17 protein-coding genes and 1 pseudogene are annotated in these 24,687 nt (G+C 72.1%); 4 read left to right on the top strand and 14 right to left on the bottom strand.

Going from position 1 to position 24,687, the window contains the following annotated elements; genetic code table 11:
* Positions 1-221: 221 nt before the first annotated feature.
* Positions 222-953 (top strand): annotated as a pseudogene (locus ACFY2Z_RS10700) (class F sortase); the annotation flags it as partial.
* Positions 954-1,327: 374 nt separating this feature from the next.
* Here ACFY2Z_RS10700 and ACFY2Z_RS10705 read toward each other — a convergent pair.
* From ACFY2Z_RS10705 to ACFY2Z_RS10740, 8 genes are all read right to left on the bottom strand, one after another.
* Entirely contained in the window at positions 1,328-2,068 is a 741-nt protein-coding gene (locus ACFY2Z_RS10705) for a hypothetical protein (RefSeq protein WP_390743812.1), read from the bottom strand.
* 165 nt (positions 2,069-2,233) lie between these two features.
* Positions 2,234-2,446 (bottom strand): hypothetical protein, encoded by a 213-nt coding sequence (locus ACFY2Z_RS10710; RefSeq protein ID WP_390744072.1) that lies wholly within the window; start codon positions 2,444-2,446, stop codon positions 2,234-2,236.
* Between the two features lie 179 nt (positions 2,447-2,625).
* Entirely contained in the window at positions 2,626-9,093 is a 6,468-nt protein-coding gene (locus tag ACFY2Z_RS10715) for an SDR family NAD(P)-dependent oxidoreductase (protein ID WP_390743813.1), read from the bottom strand.
* Positions 9,094-9,252: 159 nt separating this feature from the next.
* Positions 9,253-10,536 (bottom strand): beta-ketoacyl synthase N-terminal-like domain-containing protein, encoded by a 1,284-nt coding sequence (locus ACFY2Z_RS10720; RefSeq protein ID WP_390744073.1) that lies wholly within the window; start codon positions 10,534-10,536, stop codon positions 9,253-9,255.
* Positions 10,537-10,728: 192 nt separating this feature from the next.
* The gene (locus tag ACFY2Z_RS10725) at positions 10,729-10,938 is read right to left on the bottom strand and encodes a DUF5988 family protein (RefSeq protein WP_390743814.1); all 210 of its coding nucleotides are present in this window, start codon (positions 10,936-10,938) and stop codon (positions 10,729-10,731) included.
* A 507-nt stretch (positions 10,939-11,445) separates the two neighbouring features.
* On the bottom strand, positions 11,446-12,504 hold the full coding sequence (locus ACFY2Z_RS10730; RefSeq protein ID WP_390743815.1) for an LLM class flavin-dependent oxidoreductase: 1,059 nt from the start codon (positions 12,502-12,504) through the stop codon (positions 11,446-11,448).
* Positions 12,504-13,010 carry an SRPBCC family protein gene (locus ACFY2Z_RS10735; RefSeq protein WP_390743816.1) on the bottom strand — a complete coding sequence of 169 codons (507 nt, stop codon included), beginning with the start codon at positions 13,008-13,010 and terminating at the stop codon, positions 12,504-12,506. The genes ACFY2Z_RS10730 and ACFY2Z_RS10735 overlap by 1 nt, the downstream gene beginning before the upstream one ends.
* An 87-nt stretch (positions 13,011-13,097) precedes the next feature.
* On the bottom strand, positions 13,098-13,598 hold the full coding sequence (locus ACFY2Z_RS10740) for a winged helix-turn-helix transcriptional regulator (RefSeq protein ID WP_390743817.1): 501 nt from the start codon (positions 13,596-13,598) through the stop codon (positions 13,098-13,100).
* A gap of 216 nt (positions 13,599-13,814) precedes the next feature.
* Between ACFY2Z_RS10740 and ACFY2Z_RS10745 the strand changes: the two genes are divergently transcribed.
* On the top strand, positions 13,815-15,281 hold the full coding sequence (locus ACFY2Z_RS10745; protein ID WP_390743818.1) for an MFS transporter: 1,467 nt from the start codon (positions 13,815-13,817) through the stop codon (positions 15,279-15,281).
* A gap of 46 nt (positions 15,282-15,327) precedes the next feature.
* Here ACFY2Z_RS10745 and ACFY2Z_RS10750 read toward each other — a convergent pair whose 3' ends face one another.
* Positions 15,328-15,807 (bottom strand): ATP-binding protein, encoded by a 480-nt coding sequence (locus tag ACFY2Z_RS10750; protein WP_390743819.1) that lies wholly within the window; start codon positions 15,805-15,807, stop codon positions 15,328-15,330.
* A gap of 171 nt (positions 15,808-15,978) precedes the next feature.
* Here ACFY2Z_RS10750 and ACFY2Z_RS10755 point away from each other — a divergent pair, with 171 nt between their 5' ends.
* The gene (locus ACFY2Z_RS10755) at positions 15,979-16,344 is read left to right on the top strand and encodes an STAS domain-containing protein (protein WP_390743820.1); all 366 of its coding nucleotides are present in this window, start codon (positions 15,979-15,981) and stop codon (positions 16,342-16,344) included.
* 160 nt (positions 16,345-16,504) lie between these two features.
* Positions 16,505-17,548 (top strand): L-glyceraldehyde 3-phosphate reductase, encoded by a 1,044-nt coding sequence (gene mgrA, locus ACFY2Z_RS10760; protein WP_390743821.1) that lies wholly within the window; start codon positions 16,505-16,507, stop codon positions 17,546-17,548.
* A 109-nt stretch (positions 17,549-17,657) separates the two neighbouring features.
* On the opposite strand, the gene ACFY2Z_RS10765 is transcribed toward mgrA, so the two are convergent.
* From ACFY2Z_RS10765 to ACFY2Z_RS10785, 5 genes are all read right to left on the bottom strand, one after another.
* The gene (locus ACFY2Z_RS10765; protein WP_390743822.1) at positions 17,658-18,086 is read right to left on the bottom strand and encodes a hypothetical protein; all 429 of its coding nucleotides are present in this window, start codon (positions 18,084-18,086) and stop codon (positions 17,658-17,660) included.
* Between the two features lie 69 nt (positions 18,087-18,155).
* Complete coding sequence (locus ACFY2Z_RS10770) at positions 18,156-20,228, bottom strand: SpoIIE family protein phosphatase (protein ID WP_390743823.1); 2,073 nt, start codon at positions 20,226-20,228, stop codon at positions 18,156-18,158.
* Between the two features lie 217 nt (positions 20,229-20,445).
* Positions 20,446-22,314 carry a GMC family oxidoreductase N-terminal domain-containing protein gene (locus ACFY2Z_RS10775; protein WP_390743824.1) on the bottom strand — a complete coding sequence of 623 codons (1,869 nt, stop codon included), beginning with the start codon at positions 22,312-22,314 and terminating at the stop codon, positions 20,446-20,448.
* Positions 22,311-23,705, bottom strand: coding sequence for a hypothetical protein (locus ACFY2Z_RS10780; RefSeq protein WP_390743825.1), 1,395 nt, complete (start codon positions 23,703-23,705; stop codon positions 22,311-22,313). Before ACFY2Z_RS10780 ends, ACFY2Z_RS10775 begins: the two co-directional genes overlap by 4 nt.
* A complete protein-coding gene (locus tag ACFY2Z_RS10785) occupies positions 23,702-24,418 on the bottom strand; it encodes a FadR/GntR family transcriptional regulator (RefSeq protein ID WP_390743826.1) in 717 nt (238 codons plus the stop codon). Before ACFY2Z_RS10785 ends, ACFY2Z_RS10780 begins: the two co-directional genes overlap by 4 nt.
* Positions 24,419-24,687: the final 269 nt, after the last annotated feature.

Genomic DNA, 24,687 nt, shown 5'->3' on the forward strand with positions numbered 1-24,687 from the left:
CTGCTCCTCGGCGGCCTCGGAGCGGGCGCCTTCATGCTCCGCCGCCGCGGCACCGCGGGAATCTGACCGGCTCACCCCCGCCGGCACTCATGCGGTCACGGTCACGGGCTGCTGTCGCTCCAGGAAACGGCGACAGCAGCCCCGGCCGTGGTGCCGCCGCGGGTGCCGGTCCCGCGCCGAACGACGGCCGACCCGTCGACGCATGACCGCCGCTCCCGCTGATGAACAGGCGCGCTCCCATGACCTCCTCACTGCCGGCCCCGACGGACCAGCCCGCCGCCCCACCCGTCCGTACCGTCAACCGCGCCCTTCTGTGGCCGGCCGCAGCCGTCGCATTGGGCGGACTGCTCATTCACCACTCGATGGCAGCGCCGCCCTCCGATCCCAAACCCCCGGCCCCGTCCGCGGCGGCCCTCCAGCCGGCGGCCGGTCCGCCGCCCGCCGCGCTGCCTCCGGCTGAGCCCGCGCCGAGGACGAACGCACCCTCCGTCCTGGGAGCACTGCCCCGGTCGGCACCCGAACGGCTCGTCATCCCGCAGATCGGCGTGGACGCCCCCTTCACCGATCTGTCCCTGGATTCCTCGGGACATCTGAAACCGCCGCCCGCCGCCGACAGGAACCTCGCGGGCTGGTACAAGGACGGCGCCTCACCGGGTGAACGAGGCACGGCGATCGTGGCCGGCCATGTCGACACCACCACCGGTCCCGCCGTCTTCGTCTACCTGCGCTTCCTCAGACCCGGCAACACCATCGACATCACCCGTGCCGACGGCACCACGGCCCGCTTCCAGGTCGACTCCGTCGAGACGTTCAGCAAGGCCCACTTCCCCGACAAGCGGGTCTACGCCGACGCTCCCACTCCCCAACTACGCCTCATCACCTGCGGCGGTTCCTACAACCGCAGCGCCCATGAGTACCTGTCGAACACCGTCGTCTTCGCCCACCTGAGCACACCCGTCCGCCTTCCGAGCACGGCCACACCCACGGCACCCACCGCGCCCGGCAAGCACACGGCACCCACCGCGCCCGGCAAGCACACGGCGCCCACCGTGCCGACCGCTCCCGCCGTGCCCCCTGTGCCCCTCGTCCCCAAGGCACCGACCGCGACCGCCGCACCCGCCGTGCCCCTCAAGCCCACCGTCCCCGCCGTCCCGGCCCCGTCCCGCCCGCGACCGTCGCTGCACCCGGTCGTCCCTGGTCGGACGAGCCGTCCCACCGTTGGGCCGGTCCTGACGGTGCGTCCCGGCCGCACGGGGTTGGCCATGAGCAGTTGGAGGTACACCCGGCCGTGACGCGGCCCCTGGCTCCCCCTGCCGGAGAACGGCGCTCACCCGCCGATGATGTTCACCGAACGCGCTACCACCAGGGCCAGGGTGAGCAGAGAGATCGACGCCTGGCTCGCCATCAGCAGCTTCGCCCAGCGGGACAGTGGCATGGTGTCGGTGGGGCTGAAGGCGGTGGCGTTGGTGAAGGACACGTACAGGTAGTCGGCGAACGCCGGCTCCCAGTCCGCCTGCGTCAGTTCCTTGCTCTGCATCTGCGGAAAGAGAAAGTCCGGACAGTCACTGCCGCCCTCGGCCCGGGCCACCGGTCCGCCCCGATCCCACTCCCAGTACCAGAGAGCGAACACGATGACGTTGGTCAGCCAGATGGCCGCTGCCGTCATCAGCAGTGTTCTGGCGTCGCCTCCCTCGGTTCCGCGCACCAGACCCCGGATCAGGAGCACCGCGGACCATCCGTTGGCGAGGCTGACGATGCCGGCCAGCGTCAACCCGCAGCCCCGCAGCAGCGAGGTCGTCCGTTTCGTGCGCGCGCGGTGGGCGGGGAGGAGCAGGACCAGCAGCAGCAGTTCCAGCGCGGGCAGCAGCCATTCCGGCCGGAACGCCAAACGCTCGGGGAGCAGCAGTTGCAGAGCGACCGCGCCGAGCACGGCCGCGGTGACGGCCCAGCGCGACTCGCGGGCCGTGGGCCGGCGCCAGGCCGGCTCGACCGGCTTCTCCATGGCCGTGGTGAGCAGTTGTTCCAGTCGCGCGAGTCGCTCGTGCAGAGCTCTGACCTCTTCGTCCACGCGACCCAGTGTGCCGTGAGGTGGTAAGAACCGTCCGGAGACCCCGGCGCGCAGGTGTGGGGGCCGCATGTGCGAAGCGGTCGGGGCGGCGCTTGCGGAGCGGCGGCCCCGGTAAGCACCGCCCTCGTCACCTGCCTCGCGGGAGCGGCGACCGGCGGCGCGGCGTCACTGCGGCAGCGAGCCGGGGGGCAGCGCGGAGGTCTGCCGACCTTGCGAAGCGGGAGTGAACAGGTCCGGTCGGGAAGGGCCGGGTGGCTGCCCCGTGCGCATGACTCCTTCCAACTCGCGACGTATGCTCTCGGCCGCGTCGCGGACGCGCGCGGGCACGTCGCCGCGCTCTGCTACGAGCCGGTGATAGATCGGGGCATCCTGGAACACGAGCAACGAAACCTTCCTGTAGACGGTTTACCGCCGTATGGGCGACTGCCGAGTGTACGGCCAGTCATTGATCCCACAGGACATTGCCGGGTGCCGTTCCGCCGGGCTGTCACCACGTCTCGGTCGCGGTGACCCGACGAGCCGGCAGCGCTTCGGTGTCCGCCTCCCCCGCCCCGCCGTCACGACAGGTCCAGGCCCATCCGGTGGGCCAGACCGGTGGCGAGCGAGGCGATGGTGGGGTGCCTCCACACGAAATCGTTGGCAAGTCTGATGCCCAGTCCCGCCTGGAGCCGGGTGCGCAGTTCCATGGACAGCAGTGAGTCGAAGCCGAGGCTGCGCAGCGGTGTCTGCGGGTCAGGTCGCGAGTTGCCGGATTGCAGGACGGTGCGCATCTCGTCGGCGAGATAGTCCTCCAGCGCGCTGCGGCGGGCGTGCGGGGAGTCGAGACCGGCGAGCCGGGAGCGGATGTCGGGTCCGGTCCCGGGCTCGCTGTGCCCGGGTGCGGTGCCCTGGCCCTCGTGGTCGCCCAGCAGGCCCGCGAAGAACGTGGTGGTGCGGACGGCGGGCAGGATCCAGGTCGCCGGTGGGCCGGGCAGGACGCCGGTGGCCGTGCGCCGGTGGGTGAGCAGTACGCCCAGGGCGCGCAGGCCGTCCTGGGTGGCAATGGTCTCGTAGCCCCGGTCGGCGAAGCCGGTCGCCCGGCCGGTCTCTCCCCAGGGGCCCCAGTTGACGGCCAGGGTGGGCAGCCCCTGGGCGGTCCGCCAGGCGGCGAAGCCGTCCAGCCAGGCGTTGGCGGCGGCATAGGCGCCCTGGCCCGGATTGCCCAGGAGCGAGGCCATGGAGGAGTGGAGCACGAACCAGTCGGGCGCGTGCTCGGCCAGGGCCATGTGGAGTCGCCATGCCGCGGTGACCTTGGGCCGCCATACGCGTTCGAGTTGTTCGTCGGTGATGTGGGCGACGACCGCGTCGTCGAGGACCATGGCCGAGTGCACCACGCCACGGAGCGGCAGCCCGTCGGCGGTCGCGACGGACATGAGTCGTTCCGCGACCCCGGGTCGTGAGGCGTCACCCAGTTCTACGGTGACACGGGTGCCGGTGGCTCGCAGCCGGGCCAGTTCGGCGGCGCAGCTGTCGCTGGGCGCCGTACGGCCGTTGAGGACGAGGTGGGCCGCGCCCAGTCGGGCGAGGTGGGCCGCCGTGGCCAGTCCGACGCCCCGTAGCCCTCCGGTGACGATGTAGGCGCCGTCGGAGCGGACGGGCGACGTCGGCTCGTCGTACACCGCGGTCCCGGCGCCCTGTTCGGGGACGGTCAGTACGAGCTTGCCGATATGACCGGCGCCCGCCATGAACCGGAACGCCTCCGTGGCCCGGGGCAGGGGGAACTCCTGGTGCGGCAGCACCTTCAGCCGGCCCTCCGTGAACAGGCCGATGACCTCGTGCAGGAGGCGGTGGAAGAACTCCGGGCGCCTGCGCTGGAGTTCGATGAGATCGACGGTGCTGAAGGTGACGTTGTGCCGGAACGGCGCCAGCCCCAGCGCGCTGTCGTCGAGGATGTCACGGAGACCGAGTTCGACGAACCGACCGAAGGGGCGCAGTGCCTCCACTCCGGCTCGGATCGCCGGTCCCGACAGCGAGTTGAGGACGACGTCGACGCCCTCGCCTCCGGTCGCCTCGCGGGTCCGCTCGGTGAAGTCGAGCGAACGGGAGTCCATGACGTGGCGGACGCCCATGCCTCGCAGAAACCCGCGTTTCTCGTCGTTCCCGGCCGTGGCCAGTACCTCGGCCCCCAGAAGGCGGGCGACGGCGACGGCCGCCAGGCCCGTGCCGCCGGTGGCCGAGTGGATCAGCACGCGCTCACCCTCGCTGAGGCGGGCCACATGCCGCAGGGCGTACCAGGCGGTGAGGTACGCCGTCGGAAGGCCCGCCGCGGCGACGGCGTCCGTGCCTGCCGGGAGCGGCACCACGGCGTCGGCGCGGACCGTGGTGAAGGAGGCGAAGGCGCCGCCGGAGAGGTCCACGGCGAGCACGGGGTCCCCGACACGGACGTGTCCGACGCCGGGGCCCACGGCGGTCACCGTGCCGGTGCATTCGAAGCCGATGGGGGCTTCCCCGACCGGTCCGCCCTCGGCGGCCGGAAGGAGTCCCATGACAGTGAGGACGTCGCGGAAGTTCAATCCGGCCGCGCGGACGCGGAGTTCCACTTCTCCCGGCCCCGGTGTCGTGTGCGAGGCCACGACGAGGTGCAGGGAACCCAGGTCCCCGGAACGGCCGGCGCGCAGGCGGAAGCGGTCCACGCCGTGGCGCACGGTGCGGGCGGTCGCGGTCAGGCGTTCGGTGTCCGTCACCGGTGCGGGGACGAGCCGGGCCACGCGGCACTCTCCGTCGCGCAGGGCCGACTCGTCGCCGGGCGGGGGGCCGAGCAGCGGGCGGGCTGCCTGCCGCAGGTCGTCGTCGGACCGTCCCACGTCGAGCAGTACGGGACGGACCTCGGGGTGTTCATGGGCCACTACGCGCATCAGCCCCCGCAGCGGGCTCTGCCCCGGGTCTTCCGTCTCACCCGGCGCGATCGCGCGGGCGCCCCTGGTCAGGACGTAGAGCCTCGGTGGGCGGGGGCAGTTCACGACGGCCCGGGTGACGTCCAGGAGCCGCCGGGTGCGCTCCAGGGCGTCCGCGGTGGGGTCGGAGTACGGGACCCCGGAGGTGGCCGACCGGGCGGATGCCGGCCCGGGCGCCTGCGGTGCGTCGGTCGGCCCGCACACGAACACCACCGCGCCGGGCGCCGAGTGCGGTTCCCGGGCGGCGAGGCGGGACCGCAGCACGGCGGCATCGTGTGCCCGTTCCCCGAGGGTGACGCTCTGGGCGTCGGCCCCGGCGGTGCGGAGCGCCTCGGCGAGTGCCTCGGCGGCCGCGCCCTGTTCTCCGACCACCAGCCAGCCGCCGGCCGGTGCGTCGGTGGCGGCCCCGGCGGGCGGGGCCGCGGGTGCGGGCTGCCAGTCGACGGCGTAGAACCAACGGTCGACATCGCTGTCGTCGGTGAGCTCCCGGTGCACCAGGCGCAGACCGGACAGGGTGATCACGGGGTGGCCGTCCCCGGTCAGCAGCCGGGCGTCCGCGGTGACACCACCGGGCTGTTTCCGGGTGATCTCCGCATGGCCGAAGACGATCGCGGAGGGATCCCCGTGGACCTTCAACGACCGTGCACCCACCGGGAGTACGAGGCCGCCGCCGGGCTCGTCCCCTGCCAGGGTCGCCACCGCCAGCTGGGCGCACAGGTCCACCCGAACCGGATGGACAGCGAGCGAACCCGGTACGGGGCCGGCCGAGTGCGGGAGGGAGACCCGCGCCCAGACGCTGTCGCGGGCGGGCGAGAGATGCACCTCGCCGAGCCCCGCGAAGGCGGCTCCGTGGTGCAGGCCACGGGAGCGCAGCCGCTGGTACAGAGTGGCGGAGGGCAGGACCCGGGGGTGTTGCAGGGCCAGCGCGGGTACGGAGGCGGGCTCGGGTTCGTGTGACGGTCCGCCCGCCCGCAGCACGGCACCGGCGTGGGGCACCCACCGCTCCTCGCTCCCGCCGTCCGCGCCGTGCTCCTCGCTGTCGGCGCGTGCGAAGACCTGGCAGGTGGCGCGGTCCTGGGCGGTCAGGTCCGCCGTCATGACGAGGTCCGTGCGGTCGGTCGGCGCGAGCAGTTCGTGGAAGGCGATGTCGGTGACCTCGACGTCGCGTGGCGGTGCCTGGAAGATCTGGCAGGCGGCGGTGAGGGCGAGAGCGCAGTAGGCGGCTCCGGGAAGCACCACCGCGTTGTTCACCCGGTGGTCCGCCAGCCAGGGGTGGGCCCGGGTCCCGGCATCGCCACGCCAGGTGTGCCGGACGGGGCGGCCCGGTGTCGTCCCGTGGATCCCGGGCAGGGAGTCGTGCCCGCCGCCCGCGCCCGCCGCTGCCGGGAGGGGCGAGCCCGTGACGGGGCCCTCGGCGTCGGGCCGGTCGCCCGGATCCACCCAGTGGCGCCTGCGGTCGAAGGTGAGAGTGGGTACGTCGGCGAGGGCGCCGTCGCCGTGGAGCACGCTCCAGTCGACGGGTGCACCGGCGCAGTGCAGGCCGGCGAGCTGGCTGCGGAAGGTCGCCTGCTCGTTGCCCTCGCGTCGTAACGTCGGCAGGACGACGGGGTTTTCGACGAGTCCCCTGAGGCTGCCCGTGACGGCGTGGGTGACCACCGGGTGGGGAGACACCTCCACATAGACCGTGTGCCGGTCCTGGGCGGCGGCACGGACCGCGTCCGCGAACCGCACCGGACGCCGGAGGTTGTGACACCAGTACCGGGCGTCGAAGACGGGCACGGACCGCGGGTCGTCCAGCACGGTGGAGTAGAACGGCACCGTGGGCGGACGGGGTGTCAGATCGGTGAGACCGGCGGTGAGTTCCTCCAGCAGCGGTTCCACCTGCGGGGAGTGCGAGGCGATATCGACCGCGATCAGCCGGGCGGGGATGCCGCGGGCGTCCCAGCGCTCGACCAGTCGCTCCACCTGCTCCGGGGCACCGGCGATGACGGTGGAGCCGGGGGCCGCGAGCACCGCGACGGACACCGACGCCTCGGCGCCGGCGGCCGTCAGATCCGCCTCCGCCTCCGCGCGGCCCAGCGCGACGGTGGCCATGGCGCCGGCGCCCGCGACGCGGGTCAGCAGCGCGGAGCGCCGGCAGATCACCCGAACGCCGTCCCGCAGCGACAGGGCTCCCGCGACGACCGCGGCGGCGATTTCGCCCATCGAGTGACCGATGACCCCGGCGGGCTCCACACCGTAGGCCCGCCAGGTGGCGGCCAGCGCGGTCTGCACGGCGAACAACACCGGCTGCACGCGGCCGCAGTCCGTCACCTCCCGTCCCTCGCGCACGATGTCCAGGACGGAGAAGCCGGCCTCCTCGGCGATCAGGGGATCGACCTCGGTCAGGGCGGCGGCGAAAGCGGGTTCGTGGGCGAGGAACGCGCGGGCCATGCCCGGCCACTGCGAGCCCTGTCCGGAGAAGACCCAGACCGGCTGCCTGCACACACCGGCCGCCACCGTGCCCGAGACCACGCCCGGCACGGCCTGCCCGTCGGCGAACGCCCGCAGGGCGGCCACGAGAGAGGGGCGCGAGGAGGCCACCACGCCCAGTCGGCCGCGTCCGGCCGGGCGGCGCAGCGCGAGGGTGTGGGCGATGTCGCCGAGGGGCGTGCTCGCTCCCTCGTCCTCCAGCCAGTCGGCGAGGCGCCGGGCCGCGGTGGGCAGCACGTCGGCGGAGCCCGCCGGTATCAGCAGCACATGGCAGCGGGCGGCCGCCGGACGTGCGGGACGACGGGTGCCCGGAGAGCCGCGCCGGGCCGGGACGGGCGCCTGCTCCAGCACCACATGGGCGTTGGTGCCGGAGAACCCGAACGAGGAGACGGCCGCGAGCCGGGTCGCGGTGCGTGCGGGCCAGTCCGTCAGCCGGTCGGGCACGAAGAAGCGCGTGCCCTCCGCCTCGATGGCGGTGTTCCACCGGGTGAAGTGCAGGCTCGCCGGGACCACACCCTGTCGTAGGCACATCACCGCCTTCAGCAGTCCGGTGACGCCCGCGGCGGGCTCCAGGTGCCCCAGGTTGGTCTTCACCGAACCCAGGGCACAGCGGTCCCGGCCGGTACCGTAGACGCGGGCCAGGCTGGTGAACTCCACGGGGTCACCGACCGGGGTGCCCGTGCCGTGCGCCTCGATCATGCCGACGTCGCCGGGGTCGACAGCGGCGCGGGTGAGGGCCTGGCGGAACAGCGCCTGCTGGGCCACCGCCGAGGGCGCGGCGAGGCCGTCCGAGCGGCCGTCCTGGTTCACGGCGGAGCCCCGGACCACGGCCAGCACCCGGTCCCCGTCCCGCACGGCGTCCCGCAGCCGTTTGAGGACGACGACGGCGCAGCCCTCGCCGCGCACGAACCCGTCGGCCGCCGCGTCGAACGCGCGGCAGCGCGCCGTCGGCGAGAGCATGCCCATACGGAGGAACGACCGCGTGGTGCGGGAGGCGAGCATCAGGGAGACGCCACCGGCGAGGGCGACATCGCACTCCTCTCTCTCCAGGGCCTGCCCCGCCAGATGCAGGGCGACCAGGGAGGACGAGCACGCGGTGTCCAGGGCGACGGACGGCCCCTGGAGCCCGAGGAGATAGGAGATGCGGCCGGGCGCGACGCAGTGTCCGTTCGTGAGGACGGCCCCCTCCAGTTCCTTGGGATGCCCGGCCAGGCGGTCCATGTAGTCGGTGTAGCTCAGGCCGGTGAACACCCCGGTCGGCGTGCCCACGAGGCGGTCGGGCAGCAGGCCCGCATGTTCCAGGGCCTCCCAGGACACCTCGAGCAACAGCCGGTGCTGGGGGTCGAGTATGTCCGCCTCCCGTCCCGAGACCCCGAAGAACGCGGCGTCGAAGCCTGAGATGTCGCTCAGCCAGCCGCCCTGCCGGGGCGACGCAGCGTCCGGGGTCCGTCCGATCTCCGTACGGGTGGCCGGCGGGTCTCCGACCGCGTCGCGTCCGGCAGCGAGCAACTGCCACAGCGCCCCGGGCGAGTCGACGTCCCCGGGAAGCCGGCAGCCCATGCCGATGACTGCGATGCGGCCGCCGTCGCCGCCTGCCGGTTCCTGCTCCTTGTGTCCCACGAGCCCCTCCGTTGGGGTGAATTGGTGCGAGTGGCACGCCGAGGGCGGAGGCGGTCGGTGCCGGCCGGGTGGGTGGGCACGGCATCGGGTGCGTTCCGCGGGCCGCGGGTCCGGGGCGCGGGCCGGAGAGGCGGCGGTGTGCGGGGCGGGCGCCCGGTGTCACCTGGCGTTCGGGCTGCCCACGAGAATCACACTCTTCACGCCGCCGATCTGATAGTTGCAGGTCAGCGCATAGTCGAAGTCGAGGGGCCTGGTGCGGGTCCCGGCGACGGGGTCGAACGGCAGGTCGTCCGCGGGCTCTTCGCAGTTCGCCGTGGGGCAGACCGCGCCCCGTTCCATCATCAGCAGACTCAGCGCCACTCCGACACAGCCCGACGGCGCGCCGTTGTGCCCGAAGCAGGCCTCCTGCGAGGTCATCACCACATCGCTGTCCGGGCCGTAGAGCTGCCTGACCGCGTTCGCCTCGAACGCGGTGACCACGACATCGCCGTCGCTGCCGCCGTGGATGTACGGCACCTGCGCGATGTCCCAGCGGTCGCCCAGACACCGGTGAACGGCTCTCACCAGGGCGGCACCGCTGTCGTCGCTGGCCAGGGGGTTCATCAGCCCGTCGCGGGTCATGGCATTGGCCAGCACCCGTCCGTAGGGGCGCGCGCCCCGCTGGTCGGCGTGCCGTCGGGACTCCAGAACGAGGGTGGCCGCGCCCTCGCCGTGGTTCACACAGTCCGCCCTGCGGTCGTAGGGACGCATCAGACGGTCGAAGGACGGCAGGAGTTCGGGCATGCCCTCGACGCGTACGGCGTCGTAGGCGCCCTGGGCGGAGCGCAGCAGCCGCTGGACGTTGAGGATGACGTCGAGGCCGAAGAGATCGACGCCCGACACGACGGCGAGGTCGACCACACCGTCGGCGATCAACTGCCGGGCGGTGCCGACCTGTACCGCGGACGAGGCACAGCCGCAGGACACGGTGAAGCAGGGGCCGGTCGACCGAACCAGGGCGCCCTGCACCAGGGAGACGTCCGAGGGGGTCAGTCCCTGCTGGCCCCGTACGAACAGCTCCATGGCCTCCTGCGGGCTGGTCGTCAGCGGATCGGCGGTCAGCACGGCCAGGTAGGGCTCCACATTGGAGTCGACCCCGCCGCGCCCGGCGAGCACGGCGGCCTCGGTCAAGTCACCGGCGCGGAAGTCGAGTCCCGCGTCCGCGCAGGCCTCCACCAGGGACACCAGCCCGAACCGGTGAGCGTTGGTGTAGTGCCGGGAGAACGTCGACGGGATGTCCGGCAGCCGGGCGTCGAACATGGCCTGGGACAGGTCGACCGCGCCGTAGTAGACATCGCCGTGCGCAAGGCAGGATCTGCCGTGTGAGGCGACGTCCCAGATGTCGTCCCCGGTGAACACGGGCCGGCTGCTGCCCGGCAGGCAGAAACCCATGCCGGTCACCATGACATCCCTCGCGTGCACTCCACCGCGGGCCGGCCCGGCCGATGTCTCGTCAACCCGCTTCCGCTTATGGGGATTGCTCATCTTGACCTCCAGGAGGCGATGGGTGGGTGCATGGGTGCCACCGCCGGAAAAAGGTGGCCGCACCGGTTTTCGCGTGGAGTCCGCACGTTCGGCTGTGGAATCGGGGGTCGGCTATTCCGCGTACCGGGTGTGGCGCGCCCAGCGGTAGACGGGCATCGGACCCGCACCGATGTCGACGAACTCACCGGTGAATTCGTAGTGGTCGTAACCGTCGCGATACGTGAGCTTCACCGGGTCGTCCGTTCCGCCGGGCGGTGCGTGGACGACTTGCGGAGCATCGCTCGGACCACCTTTGAGCAGCACAAGACCGGTGGAAGACATGGGAGCATCACCCCACGGACGCGAAAGGCCGGGACAGGCCGGACGGCCTGTCGGTAAGGGGATTTCAAGTCTCCCGCCCAACGTAGATCCGGGGCACGGCCTACAGAAACGGGGCACCGAAGCACAAAGAGAGCACGCGGAAGCATAAGCTTTCCGCGCGCAAATGATCGTGCGAATGAGCGCCCCATGAATCGGACGACGCACCGGCGCACGCCTCGAACGGGCTGAAATGCAACGCCAGCCGTCGAAATTCAGTCAGGTGCGCGCGATGGCCCCGCATTCCGGCGAATCGTTTCCTTCGGCGGAACACCACCTTCCCACAGGGACCCGCCCCTGCGCGAGGGTGCCTCACCCCGGGGCCCTATTACTGACTGGCATCGGGTGAATTCGGCGGCGGAAAGGGCGGGTTCCCGGAGAGAGGAGGGGCGGTGAAAAGGAATGTGACGTTCATTCAGGCCCGTCGGCACCCAAAAACCACCCTGCGGCCGGCGGGGGCGGCAACCGCGCTCATGACGCGTTGTCGACCTCCCGCACCAATTCGATCGCCCTCGCCAGCGTGGTGAGCCGGGCTTCCAGGGTCTCCCCGGCCGGGTAGAGACGGACGGTGTCCACGCCGGCGTCGCGCCACACCGTCAGCCGCTGCCGCACCATGGGCTCGGTACCGATCAGCGTCGTGCCCAGCACCATCTCGTCGGTCACGAGGCCGGCCGCACCGTCCCGGTCACCGGCCTGCCAGCGGGCGCGGATCTCGGTGGCGACCTCGGCCCAGCCCTGGCGGCTGTAGGCGTTGTTGTAGAAGTTCGTGGACGCCGATCCCATGCCGCCCAGACTGAAGGCCAGTTCCTTCTTCCGCCGGGCGGTCATCGCGCCGAGTGCGTCCTCGTCCGGGGCGAAGGCGACCTCGGCACCCTGGCAGATGTCGAGATCCGCCCGGGTACGCCCGCTGCGGGCCAGGCCGTCGTCCAGATGGGCGAAGTAGGCGCCGGCGGCCCCCTCGGGCACGAAGCTGGTTCCCAGCCAGCCGTCGGCGACCTCACCGGTCAGTCGCAGCATCGCCGGGGACAGCGCGGCCAGGTAGATGGGGATCCGGTGTTCCGCTCGCATCGACAGCCGCATCGGGACGGCGTCCCCGCCGGGCAGCGGAATCTGGAACTCCGATCCTGAGTGGGAGAGTTTGCCGCCCTCGACCACCCGCCGCACGATCTCCACGGTCTCGCGCATACGCTTCAGCGGCCGGGCGAAGGGGACCCCGTGCAGGCCCTCGATCACCTGCGGACCCGAGGCACCCAGGCCGAGCAGGAACCGCCCGCCGGACAGATTGGACAGCGTCATCGCGGTCTGCGCCACGGCCGCCGGGGTACGCGTACCCAGCTGCATGACACCGGACCCCAGCAGCATGCGGTCGGTGAGCGCGGCGTAGTAGCCGAGCGCGGAGGGCGCGTCCGAGCCCCATGCCTCCGCCACCCAGCAGATGTCCAGGCCCAGCTTCTCGGCCTCGACGACGAAGTCGGTCTGCTGCGACCAGGGTTCACCGCCGGACGCCTCGACCGTTGTGGCAGTGCGCATCAGGCCTCCGCCCTTTCCTTGATCTTCTCCAGCGTGGCGGCGATGGCACCCTCGAACTCGCGCAGCCGCACGAACACGATCTTCTGTTCCTTCTCCGGCATCCGGTCGATCGCGAACGACAGACCGGAGCGGCCCGGACCCAGTTGCATCCACTCCGACAGCTCGGTCCCGCCGTCCTTGGGCCGGACGCGGAAGCGCCAGACCGCCGACGGGTTGGCCGGGTCCTCCACCGCCCAGGCGAACACCCGCCCCGGCTCGTACTCGATGACGTGGGAGGTCGTCTGCCACTCCCCGAACGCCTCGTGCTTGCTGTGGCCGACGAATCTGGCCCCCACCGCGGGTCCTGCGGCGCCGTCGAGCCATTCGACCGACTGGAGTTCATCGCTCATGCCCGGCATCAGGCTGATGTCGCAGACCAGACCCCACACCCGTTCCGGTGGAGCGTCGATCCAGGTGCTCACCTCGAGGGTGGGCTTGTCCGCGTACCGTGCGCCCGTCCACTCCAAGTCGGTCGACCTCCTCAGCATCCAGGGAATGACCACCAGAGTTGCTTTACGAGACTCACCTGTCAAGGGACCGCGCGATTGAGTCGTTCAGACGGTGCCGAACCGTCGCTGGACATCCGGCCGCCGCTTCAGGCGCTCCGGGTAGCCGGGCCCCATCCGTATCGATGTGTCCTCGGCCTCCAGCGGCTTGTGGCACGCGGCGCACACCACCTCTGCATAGGTGTCATGACCGCACACATCGTGGTGCAGCACCACGGGGACGCCCTCCTCCCCCGCCAGCCACCTGTCGCCCCACCGGGACATCGCCGCGAGCACGGCGAAGAGATCCCGCCCCTTCTCCGTCGGCAGATACTCGTAGCGCCGCGGCTCGCCCTGGTAGAGCCGCTTCTCCATGATTCCCTCGTCCACCAGCAGGTTCAGCCGGTCGGTCAGCGTGTTGCGGGCGATGCCCAACTCCCGCTGGAACTCGTCGAAGCGACGGATCCCGTAGAAGGCCTCGCGCAGGACGAGGGGCGTCCAACTGTCACCGAGCAGGTCGACGGTCCGCGCGATGGAGCAGGGCCAGCCGGAGAATGAGGTCCGTTTCATGCTTTCACGATAGCCAGTTCTGCGAAGAAACCCAGCAGATGAGCATGGTCAATCGGGACCCTTCCCGGCGCTCCCGGCGCCTGCACCGGCCGGAGCGAGTACGTCCGTTCGAGTGCCTTGGTGCCGTCGCGTCGCCCGGTCGTCCCCGTCCGGCGTGATCACGTCGGGAGGATGGCCCACGGCGAGCCCTGTCCCCGAGCCACCGGTAAGGACGACATGACCACCAAGACACCGCTCAGGAACGCCGACCGATTGCGGCCCCTGGGCGAAGCACTGGACGACGCCGCCATCTCCCGCATGCACATCCGGTTCTGGCTGCTGGCCGGTCTGGGCATTCTGCTCGACGGATTCGACTTCTTCGTCATCGGTGTCGCCAATCCCCTGATCGCCAAGGACTTCTCGGTGACCGCGGTGCAGAAGGGCATGCTGTCCGCGGCCGCCATCGTGGGCTCGGTGTTCGGCGCGGCGCTGCTGGGACCTCTGGGAGACCGCATCGGACGCAGCCGCATCTTCCGGGTCGACCTGTGGCTGTTCGTCGTCTTCTCGATCCTGTGCGCGGCCGCGTGGGACGTCTGGTCCCTGATGATCTTCCGATGCGCGCTGGGCATCGCGGTCGGCCTGGACTACCCGATCGCCGCGAGCTACCTGGCCGAGATCCTGCCGTCCAAGGCGCGTGGACGATGGCTGGTCGGCGCCTTCAGCCTGCAGGCGGTGGGCATCGTGCTGGGTGCGGCGACGGGAGTCGTGGTCCTCCAGGCCCGGCCGCAGGTGAGCTCGTGGCGGATCATGCTGGGATTCGGGATGATCCCGGCCCTGTTCATCATCTGGCTGCGCCGCCGGGTGCCGGAGAGTCCACGCTGGCTCGCCCAGAACGGGCACGAGAACCAGGCCCGCGAGGTCGGTCGGGCGCTCGTCGGCGCACCAGTGCAAGTGACCGCCGCGGACCGGGAACGGCACGCGCCGCCGGCGGAGGGGGTGCGGGCGTTCCTCCAGCCCCAGCTCTTCTCCCGTCAGTGGCGCCGACGCACCGTCTTCACCGCGGCCCCGTGGTTCCTGATGGACATCGCCACCTACGGGGTCGGCATCTTCACCCCCACTTTGCTGGCCTCGTTCGCGCTGAGCCACGCCGACACCACGTTCATCGCGGACGACATCGCGTCCACCAAGGGCACCGCCGTGCTGGACGTCTTCCTCGTCGTCGGGTTCGTCGTGGCCGTGCTGCTGATCGACCGGGTCGGCCGGATCCCGCTGCAACTGACCGGCTTCGCGGTCATGGCGATCGCGCTGTGCGTCCTCGCGACGAGCACCCAGATGTCCGGAGGAGCCAAGGCACATCTCGGCCTGGTGATGCTGGGCTTCGCACTGTTCAACACCTTTATGAACCTGGGGCCCAACGCCACCACGTTCGCCCTGCCCGCCGAGGTCTTCCCGTCCGAGATGCGTGCGGCGGGACACGGGTTCGCGGCCGGCTGCGGCAAACTGGGCGCGGCTCTCGGCACGTTCCTCTTCCCGGTGATGCTGGCCGGCATCGGCGAGGCCGCACTCCTCTACGCGGTGGCCGCGGCCTGCGCCTGCGGGTTCCTCATCACGCTCGTCTTCCGAGTCGAGACCTGCGGCCATTCCCTCGACCACCTCTCCGGCGCCCAGGCCGGCACCCTCGCGCCCCGGGTCACCCCACCGTGACCCCCGAACGCCGCTGCCGTACCCGGCGGCCGACGTGAGGCACCCGCTACAGGGGAGGGTGTCCGGACGGCCGGCCGTCCGGGTCGTCCCACAGGGCCATACGCGCCCTGACGCGTTTGCCGACCGGTTCGCGCCGCACCTCGAACCCCTGCGAGACGGCCCTGACGATCTCCAGACCGTGCCGGCCCACTCTTCCGGGGTCCGGCGCCTGGGCCGCCGGCAGCACCGGATCACTGTCCCACACCGTCACGTCGACCGCCGCGCCGACGACCCGCAGCTCCAGCCGCACGGGACCGGGAGCGTACTTGCGGGCGTTGGTGACCAGCTCGCTCACCACGAGCTGGGTGACGTCCATCGCCCGAAGGGACACCGGAATCCCGTGCACTGCCTGCACCCGCGCCAGGAACGCCGCGGTGAGGTGCCGGGCGTCGGCGATGCACGCGCCGCCGCCGTCCAGCACGATCGTGGTCCGTAGCAGGCCCTCGTCCGGCCTCGTACGGCTCTCGCCCTGCGGAAATGGATCCATTCGGACCGCCTCTGCCACCCCGTTCACGCCCCGCGTCTACCCGCAGCCGGGCCGCCCACGCCCCATGCGTCCGGACTGACTCGGCGCTGGGAGCATTCCCCGTCGCATCCAGGGCAGCCTTTCGCACAGAGGGAATGGCCGACGGCGTCACCGACTGCTGGTGGGGGAAGCATGACAGAGACCGCAGGATCAACCGGTCCCGCCCGGCTGTCGATCGTCCGTACCACCGTCGACGGCATACGCGTCATCACCCTGCGCGGCGAGATCGACCACGACACCGCCGAGGGCCTGCGGCGGACACTGATTCCGGTGGACGGCTCCGGCCCGCGGTACACCGTGGTGGACCTCGACGCCGTCACCTTCATGGACTCCAGCGGCGTCAACGCCTTCGTCGCCGCCCATCACGCGGCCCACCGCGCCCGTGGCTGGCTGCGTCTGGCCAATCTCACCGAGCCCGTGATGCGCGTGATGCAGATCGTCGGCCTCGACACGGTCATCGACTGCTATCCCACCGTCCGCAAGGCTCTGATCCACTGATCCGGACGGCAGCGCGGCTCCCGCGGGCGATTCAGAAACGACACCACTGAATCCGATGAAAAGGAGCTATTGGACTTCAGGATCATGCGGAGGCACTGTGGGCACGTCCCCTGTCTCCCGGCGGGGGGCACCCTTCACCGAACCATCCGGAGATCACCCGATGAACCACGTCGCGGATCCTGAGCGTTACAACGGCACCATGCGCTATCGCCGCACCGGGCGCTCAGGGCTCGACCTTCCCGTCCTGTCCCTCGGCTACTGGCACAACTTTGGGGACGACAGGCCGTTCGAGGCGCAGCGCGAGATCGCCCTGCGCGCCTTCGACCTCGGGATCACCCACCACGACCTCGCCAACAACTACGGCCCGCCCTACGGCTCCGCCGAGATCAACTTCGGGCGCCTGATGAAGCAGGACCTCTCGCCGTACCGGGACGAACTGGTGATCTCCACCAAGGCCGGCTGGGACATGTGGCCCGGGCCCTACGGCCAGGGCGGCGGCTCCCGGAAGTACCTCCTCGCCTCGCTCGACCAGTCGCTGCAGCGCATGGGCCTGGAGTACGTGGACATCTTCTACTCCCACCGCCTCGACGCGACCACGCCGCTCGAGGAGACGATGGGCGCGCTCGACACCGCCGTCCGCCAGGGCAAGGCGCTGTACGTCGGCATCTCCTCCTACGACACCCGGCGCACCCGTGAGGCGGTCGCCATCCTGCGCGAGCTGGGCACCCCGCTCCTCATCCACCAGCCGTCCTACAGCATGGTCAACCGCTGGATCGAGACCGAGGGCCTCCTCGACGCCGCCCAGGAGGAGGGTTTCGGGGTCATCGGCTTCACGGCGCTGGCCCAGGGCCTGCTGACCGGCCGCTACCTCGAGGGCATCCCGGAGGGCTCGCGGGCCGCGGCGGGCACGTCGTTCGACACCGCCTGGCTGTCCGAGGACATGCTGCACCGGCTGCGCGCCCTCAACGACATCGCCGCGCGCCGGGGGCAGACGCTGGCGCAGATGGCTCTCGCCTGGGCCCTGCGGGACGAACGCGTCACCTCGCTCGTCATCGGCGCCTCGCGCGTCGAGCAACTGGAGCAGAACGTCGCCGCGCTGGAGAACCCCGACTTCAGCAGCGAGGAGCTGGCCGAGATCGACAAGTACGCCACCGAGGGCGGCGTGGATCTGTGGCAGGACGCCCGGCTGGGCAATCTGGGCTGAGACCGGCCCGGTTGCCGACCGGCCGTGGTCGTGGCCGCGCTGTCCGCGGCCCGACCCGGCCCTCGGGCCACCGGCCACCAGGCCACCGAGGGGGCGGCGCCCTCGCGCGTCAGATGCGGCCGCCGGTGAGCCGGGTGAGAGGGCCCTGGGCGCGGTTCCCGGTGCGGCGGCCCACCGCGTACGACGCGGCGCTCAGCGCGGTCAGTCCGGCCCCGACGCCCGCGGCGACGAGCTTGCGGTGGGCGATGACCGTCCACGCGGTCTTCGCCGTCGCAGCGACATGGCCCGAGGTCGCGAGGACGGCCTGGCGGCCCACCTCCACCCCCTTGGCCGCGACGTGCACGGCCCCGGCCGCCGACTCCGCCGCACGCTCGGCGCCCGACTTCGCCGCCGACGCCGCGTCAGTCGTGGTGGCCGCGCCGTTCTTCGCGGCCCGTGAGGCCGTAGCGGTGGCCTTCCGCGCGGTACGCCCGGCCTTGGCCGCGGGCGTCCGCTCGGCATCGGTCTTCTGGTTCGTTCCGCTTTTCGGTTCGCTCATGGACACCGCGTTACCGCTCCCGCCGATGGCAAACACGTCCGGCCGCGCGGCGCCCGACCGATGACAGGATCAGGTCCGGGCCCGGGCGATGAGCAGGGCCACGTCGTCCTCGCCGCCCGGCGGACGGAGGATCGCCAGGAGACGGTCGCAGGTCGCCTCCAGGTCCTGCTGCTGGGCCGCGGTCAGCGCGTCGAGGAGGGTGTTCAGGCGGACGTCGATGGGGTCGCTCCGGGTCTCGACCAGACCATCGGTGTAGAGGACGAGCTGATCGCCGGGGCGGAAGACGATGGTGGTGGTGTCGAAGGGGATCCCGCCCACGCCCAGCGGCACGCCGGGGGGCAGGTTGAGCAGTTGCGCCGGGCCGCCCGAGCGCATCAGGGCCGGCGGCAGATGGCCGGCGAGGGAGATCTCGCACTGGCCCCGGTGAGGATCGTAGACGCAGTAGAGGCACGTCGTGATGGCGCGCCCGATGCCCTCGCTCAGGTGGTCGAGATGGTGGAGGGCCTCGGCGGGCGCCAGGTCGAGTTCGGCGAAGGCGCGTGTGGCGCTGCGGAGTTGGCCCATGGTGGCGGCGGCGTTGATGCCGCTGCCCATGACGTCCCCGACGACCAGGGCGGTCTTGTCCCCTTGCAGCGGTATGGCGTCGAACCAGTCACCGCCGATCTCGCTGGCGGCGCCGGCGGGCTGATAGCGCCAGGCGACCTCCAGTCCGGGTCGGCTCGACGGGAGTTCGGGGAGCAGACTGCGCTGCAGGGTGAGGGCCGCATGGCGCTGGGTCTGGTAGCCGCGCGCGTTGTCGATGCACACGGCGGCGCGGGCGGCCAACTCCGCGGCGAGGAAGACGTCTTCCTCGCCGAAGGGGGCCAGGTGGTGGGTGCGTTTGAGGGCGAGCGCGCCGAGGACTGCGCCGCGGGCGATGAGCGGGACGGCCAGATACGAGTGCAGTCCGGCCGCCGCGAGCCGAGCGGCGGCACCGGGGTGACGGGTGATGCGCGGCAGATCCGAGGGGGTGGTGTGCGGCAGCAGCACCGGCCGGCGGGTCTGCACGCATCGCGTGATCAGATGGTCGGCGTCATAGGTGATGCCGCGCCCGGGCCGTTCGTCCGGATGGTAGGCCTCCTCGGGGCGGGACGCGGCGACGGCGAGGACGCGGAAGCGGGCGGGGCCCGACGGCGCCGCGGGCCGGCCGGTGAGCGCGCTGTCGAGCACGTTCACCGAGGCCACGTCGGCGAGGACCGGCACGACGACATCGGCGAGCTCGCGCGCCGTGATCTCCAGATCGAGGGTGGTGCCCACGGACACCGAGGCACTGGCGATCAGGGCCAGTCGCTGCCGGGCATGGGACGCCTCCATGGCCGCCCGGTGACGTTCGGTGACGTCGATGACGGAGAAGGCTACGCCCAGCACCCGGCCGCCCGAGTCCTCCAGCCGGTGGCAGGAGACGGACCAGGCGTGCTCGTGGTCCGGGTCGGCCGGGGGATGACACAGGACATGGCTGTCGACGACCGGCTTCCCGGTGTCGAGAACGCGAAGGAGGTGTTCCTCGAAGCCCGTGGTGTCGAGGAACGCCAGGACCTTGGGGATCGGCCGGCCCAACTGCTCGGCGGCGGGCAGGCCGACGATGCGCTCCAGAGCCGGGTTCACGGTCAGGAACCGCAGCCGGGTGTCCAGCACCGCCAGCCCGATCGGGGACTGGGACACCAGCCGTGTGGACAGGGCCACGTCCCGTTCGACCTGCGCGACGGTGGCCTGGTCGGCGGCGAGTCCCAGTGCGTAGGTGTCGCCCAGGTCGTCCAGCAGCCGCATGTTGCGGAACTCCACCAGGCGCGTGCTGCCGTCCTTGTGCCGGATCGGGAAGGCCCCGGCCCAGTCGACGCCGGACTCCATGACCTCGGCGAACAGGAGGACCACCTCGTCCCAGTGCTCCTCGTGGACCATCAGCCGCGCCGCGAACCGGCCCAGCGCCTCCGCCGCCGTGTAACCGAACAGTTCCTCGGCGTGAGAGCTCCAGAAGATCACGCGGCCCTTCGAGTCCAGCACGACGGCGGCAACGCTCAGCAGATCGAGGAGGCCACTGGGCGGTACCGCGGGGCCGACCGGTGACGGGCGCCGGCCGGGCCGGGAGGAGTCCGTCGTCCCCATACACCGATCCCCTCTCCCAGTGGGTCATGGCTCGCGCCGTGCCTCGGTGGCCGCTGTGCCTCCTTCCATAGTCGTCGCAAACCGACGTGGCACATCCGGAGCGGGGCGGAGCCTCCGCCGGGAAATGGCCTCCACCAGCAGGCGCCCGCGCCCGGGGCGGTGCGGGTTCGGGCGTTCTCGGGCGACTGCCCGGCGCGGGAGGATCGCGGGACCGGTGTCACAGAGCTCTCGCCGCATAGCGCTCAGTGATGGCCAGGGCGGCCGCCATGATGCTCAGCTGGGGATTCACCTCCGGGCAGCTGGGCAGCACGGAGCCGTCGGCGATCAGCACGCCGCTGATGCCGCGCAGCAGCCCGTCCGGGTCGACCGGTGAGTGCTCGGGGTCGGAGCCCGCGGCGGCCGAGCCCGTGGGGTGGAAGGCGGAGACATGGAGGCGGCGCGCCGTCACCGTGTCGAGCAGCCTCTCCAGCTGGGCGGGGGTACGAGCGCGCGGGGCGTGCGGCACTCCGGTGAGCACCTCCTCGGCGCCCGCGGCGAACAGCAGCTCGCCCATGGCGCGATGGGCGCGCAGCAGGCGGCGGGCGTCGCTCGGGGCCAGGTCGTAGCGGACCAGGGTACGGTCCCGGCCGTGGACGCGGCCGGAGGGGCGGTCGGCGATCATGGCGCCGATGGTGGCCAGCCGGTCCGCTCCGTCCAGTTCGCGGCGCAGTTCGCGGCCCACGCCGGGCAGCACGAACGAACTCATGCCCGGGGGTGCCGCGGTGGCTTCGATGAGGATTCCGTCGGCGCGCAGGTGTTCCACGCCGACGCTCTGCAGCACGCCCTGCCGGCCGGTGACGGGCCGGTCGAAGCGGCCCGCGACGCTGATGGCCGGGTGCACGCTGAGGTTCCGGCCGAGCCGGGGGTGGCGGCCTAGGCCGGAGCGGCGCAGCAGCGGCGGGGTCTCCAGGGCCCCGGCGGCGACCACGACCAGCGGGCTGAGGATCTCCAGTTCGCTGCCGTCCGGGCGCCGGACCAGCACCCCGGCGGCCCGTGGGCCGCCGGGCCGGTCGGGGTCGGTGAGGATTCGCCGCACCCGTGCGCTCGTGACGATGCGGGCACCGGCCGCACAGGCCTGAGGCAGCACGGAGAGCTGGACGCTCTGTTTGGCGCCGGTGGGGCAGCCGACCACGCACTCACAGGAGCCGGCGCAGCCCGGGGCGTTGCGGCGGATGGGTGCGGCGGCCCAGCCCAGCCGCCGTGCCCCGGCCAGTGCGAGCAGCCCGTTGGTGCCGAGGACGTCCAGCGGCTGGGGCGCCACCCTCAGGGTGCGCTCGACCTCGTCGAGGCGGCCGTCGAGGCCTTCGGCGGCCGCGAAGCCATGGCGGCGGACCCAGCGGGTGAGGACGTGGTCCGGTGTGCGGTAGCAGGTCCCGGAGTTGACGACGGTGGTGCCGCCGACCGCGCGGCCCATGGGCAGGACCAGCGGCGGGTTGCCGACGGCGATGGTCGCGCCGCCGTCCCGGTAGAGGTCGCCGAAGCGGTCGAGCGGGGCCCGTCGCGCGAACGACGCGGTGGTGTGGTGCTCGCCCTCCTCGACCACGACGACACTCAGGCCGGCGCGGGCGAGTGTCCTCGCCGCCATGGCCCCGCCGGCCCCGGATCCGATGACGACGGCGTCCGCTGTGGACCGCGTGGGCCACTGGGCGGAGGGCGTGCAGTGGAGCGGTGGATCGTCGGGGACCGAGTCCGCGGATCTCGGTGACATGCCGCCGTGCCGCAGTGTCCGTTCGGTACCGGCCGCCAGCAGCACCGGCACCTTCACGGCGTCGAGGAGGGGCAGCAGGGCGCGGTGGGAGGCGAGCGAGGCCATCACGTTCTCGCGTTCGGCGGGGCTCAGGCCCGACAGCCGCCCTCCGGTGCGGGTCACGGCGTACGCGTCGAGCGCCGCGGCCGCGCCGCGTATCGCTGTCCGTGCCGGGGCGGGCATGGTGCCGAGGAGGGTGTCCAGTCGTCGTGGTACGGACCGTGTCCAGTCGGCGGTGCCGTCGTCCGCGAGCAGCGCCGCGACAAGTCCCGTCCATGCGGCGGGTGTCGAGTGGCTCATCGTTCCCCGACCTCAGCATGGGCGGTGCCGGACAGCCGCCATATGGCCTCCGGCCGCCAGCTGCCCCACCAGCGGTCCACCTGGACGACAGCGTCCGCCGTCTCGCTGTTGCGGCAGACCGCGCGGGAGCCGTCCGGGTCGGTGTAGTCGAGGGCCAGCGTCCGTTCGGGCGGCTGGGTCACCGTCACGCGTATGCGGCGGCGGCCCGCTCGGCCCTCCACCCGCCACTCGGGCAGGCCGATGTCCGCGCGGAACCGGCCGAGGCCCGCCCAGCCCACGGCGGAGCGCTCCGCGCGCCGGGGCCAGGTGCGGCCGTTGCGGTGCAGCCGCAGAAAGACGAGCGGGGGCAGCCGGTCGAGTCCCCGGCGCATGGAAACCGCGGCGATGATCTCCAGGATGTCACCGCCACCCAGGTCCGCGTGGAGCCAGGCCCAGCGGCGGGCGTTGCCGTGGCCGTAGATGCGGGCGCTCGCGCCGGGGGCCCCGTCCGGGCACAGCTCGCCGGTGCCGTACCGCACCGTGCCGGTGTAGCGGGAGCGGCTGGCGGGCAGCATCTGCGCGGCCGGCAGCCAGGGGCGTCGCCAGGACCAGCGGGGGAAGGTGTGGAGCGGCGGGCCCTCGGGTGTCTCGGTGAGTGCCCAGGCGAACGGCCCCACCGAGCCGCTGAGTCGGCCGGGGACGGCGCTGACGCCCTCGGCGGTGAAGCCGTCGGGATCCGCCTCCCAGGGGACGGGCCCGAAGGCGGCGTGTTCGACGGGGCCGTCCTTCGGGAAGACGGCGGCCCACCCGTGGGCGTAGGCGCCGGAGCCGTCGGTGGGCGCGACCAGTTCATGGTGCAGCCACACCCCGCTGCCGGTCGCGGGGTCGGTCAGGGTCGTGTACCAGACCTCGGTCCGCCCGGGGGTGCCGTCCCAGCGTGACACATGATCGCGGTCGGCGGCGGGCACGCCGGCACGGGGGAACCGGAAGCTGGTGAGGAAGGGCAGCAGGCCGGTGGTGAGGGGGAACCGCAGGGTGCCGTCGCCGACGCGCTCGCCGTCCTCGTACAGGGTGTACGGCAACACGGTCAGCGAGGTGAGCGGGCGCCGGGGTGACACGGACTTCCAGCCGTCCAGTGTCAGGCGCCGGCCCTCCAGGGTGAAGGTGATCCGGTAGCGGATCCTGCGGCGGGCCACGGGCGAGATCTCCAACTGCCCGGCCGCTTCCGGGTCGTCGGCCCGTCCCGCTATCCGCACGCGTCCGGTCAGCCGCGCGTGTGTCGTGCGGTGCGGCAGCAGCACGTCGTCGGCCCGGGCCGTCAGATCGAGCCGTATGGGGCGGTCGCGGTCCTCCTGGACGAAGCGCACACGGCCCAGCATCGTCTCCTCGAAGACCGTCCCTCGTACGGTCACCGGGCATCGTCCCGGCGTCCGTGGGCGGGTGCCAGCCCTTCGAGCATGATGCGTTCCGTGGCCGACAGATAGTCGCCGGCGGCGGTGCGCGCCGCCGTCCGGTCACCGGCGGCCACGGCCTCGACCACCGGGGCCAGCCGGTCCCGCGCGGCCCGGGGATCCTGGAAGGGGCCGACGAGCGCGGCACGCACCGGCAGGTAGGCGTTGAACAGGGTGTTGGTCAGCAGGACGTACACCCGGTTGCCCGTCGCTCGGGCCAGCGCCCGGTGCACCTCGGCGTCCGCCAGCTGCACGGGGTCGCCGCCCGCCGCGTCCCCGACGGCCGCGAGCAGGGTGCGCAGTTCGGCGACCTGCGGGGCCGTGGCGCCGACGGCGGCGCGTTCCGCGATCAACGCGCCGACGCTGCGGCGGACTTCGAAGATCTCGCCGATCCAGTCCGGGCTGTGGCGTACCAGCATGGGCAGCAGATCCGCCCCGCCGAGGCGCAGGAAGTCGCGGACGCGAGTGCCCACTCCGTGCCGTGTCTCCAGCAGTCCGGCGTGCACCAGCCGGCCGAAGGCGTGCTTGAGCGTGGTACGCGTGACCCCGAATCCGTCGGCCAGCTCGCGTTCGGGCGGCAGATAGCTCCCGGCCGGATGGCGTCCGTCGAGGATCTCCTCGCGCAGCCGCTTCTCCAGAACGTCGACGATCGTCTCGCGTGGCAGTGGTTCCACCTCGGCCCCCCGGCGAATGAGTGGTTGAGTGGCTGAGCCACTGAACCACTGAAGATGACGCCACGTCAACGGGTGGACATCGGCGGGGTCGTGCGGTCGACGGCCGCTCAAAGGGCCCGCAGCCAGGCAGAATCGCAACGATTGCGGCAGGACGGCAAGGGCCATGTCACTGTCGTGTGACAGCCGGCCGGACGGCGAACCCGCCGTCCGGCCACCTCGTCTGAACCGGCGAGTGCCGGTGCACGACCGGTGTCCACGCAAGTCGAAAG

It is taken from the genome of Streptomyces sp. NPDC001222, from assembly GCF_042896945.1.
In the GTDB taxonomy this organism is placed as follows: Bacteria; Actinomycetota; Actinomycetes; order Streptomycetales; family Streptomycetaceae; genus Streptomyces; species Streptomyces gibsoniae.

Coding starts and splice junctions, on each gene's coding strand:
- ACFY2Z_RS10720 (WP_390744073.1), bottom strand. CDS start 10,536: ATGGTGACCGGCATGGGTTTCTGCCTGCCGGGCAGCAGCCGGCCCGTG.
- ACFY2Z_RS10725 (WP_390743814.1), bottom strand. CDS start 10,938: ATGTCTTCCACCGGTCTTGTGCTGCTCAAAGGTGGTCCGAGCGATGCT.
- ACFY2Z_RS10730 (WP_390743815.1), bottom strand. CDS start 12,504: ATGCGCACTGCCACAACGGTCGAGGCGTCCGGCGGTGAACCCTGGTCG.
- ACFY2Z_RS10740 (WP_390743817.1), bottom strand. CDS start 13,598: ATGAAACGGACCTCATTCTCCGGCTGGCCCTGCTCCATCGCGCGGACC.
- ACFY2Z_RS10745 (WP_390743818.1), top strand. CDS start 13,815: ATGACCACCAAGACACCGCTCAGGAACGCCGACCGATTGCGGCCCCTG.
- ACFY2Z_RS10750 (WP_390743819.1), bottom strand. CDS start 15,807: ATGGATCCATTTCCGCAGGGCGAGAGCCGTACGAGGCCGGACGAGGGC.
- ACFY2Z_RS10755 (WP_390743820.1), top strand. CDS start 15,979: ATGACAGAGACCGCAGGATCAACCGGTCCCGCCCGGCTGTCGATCGTC.
- mgrA (WP_390743821.1), top strand. CDS start 16,505: ATGAACCACGTCGCGGATCCTGAGCGTTACAACGGCACCATGCGCTAT.
- ACFY2Z_RS10765 (WP_390743822.1), bottom strand. CDS start 18,086: ATGAGCGAACCGAAAAGCGGAACGAACCAGAAGACCGATGCCGAGCGG.
- ACFY2Z_RS10770 (WP_390743823.1), bottom strand. CDS start 20,228: ATGGGGACGACGGACTCCTCCCGGCCCGGCCGGCGCCCGTCACCGGTC.
- ACFY2Z_RS10775 (WP_390743824.1), bottom strand. CDS start 22,314: ATGAGCCACTCGACACCCGCCGCATGGACGGGACTTGTCGCGGCGCTG.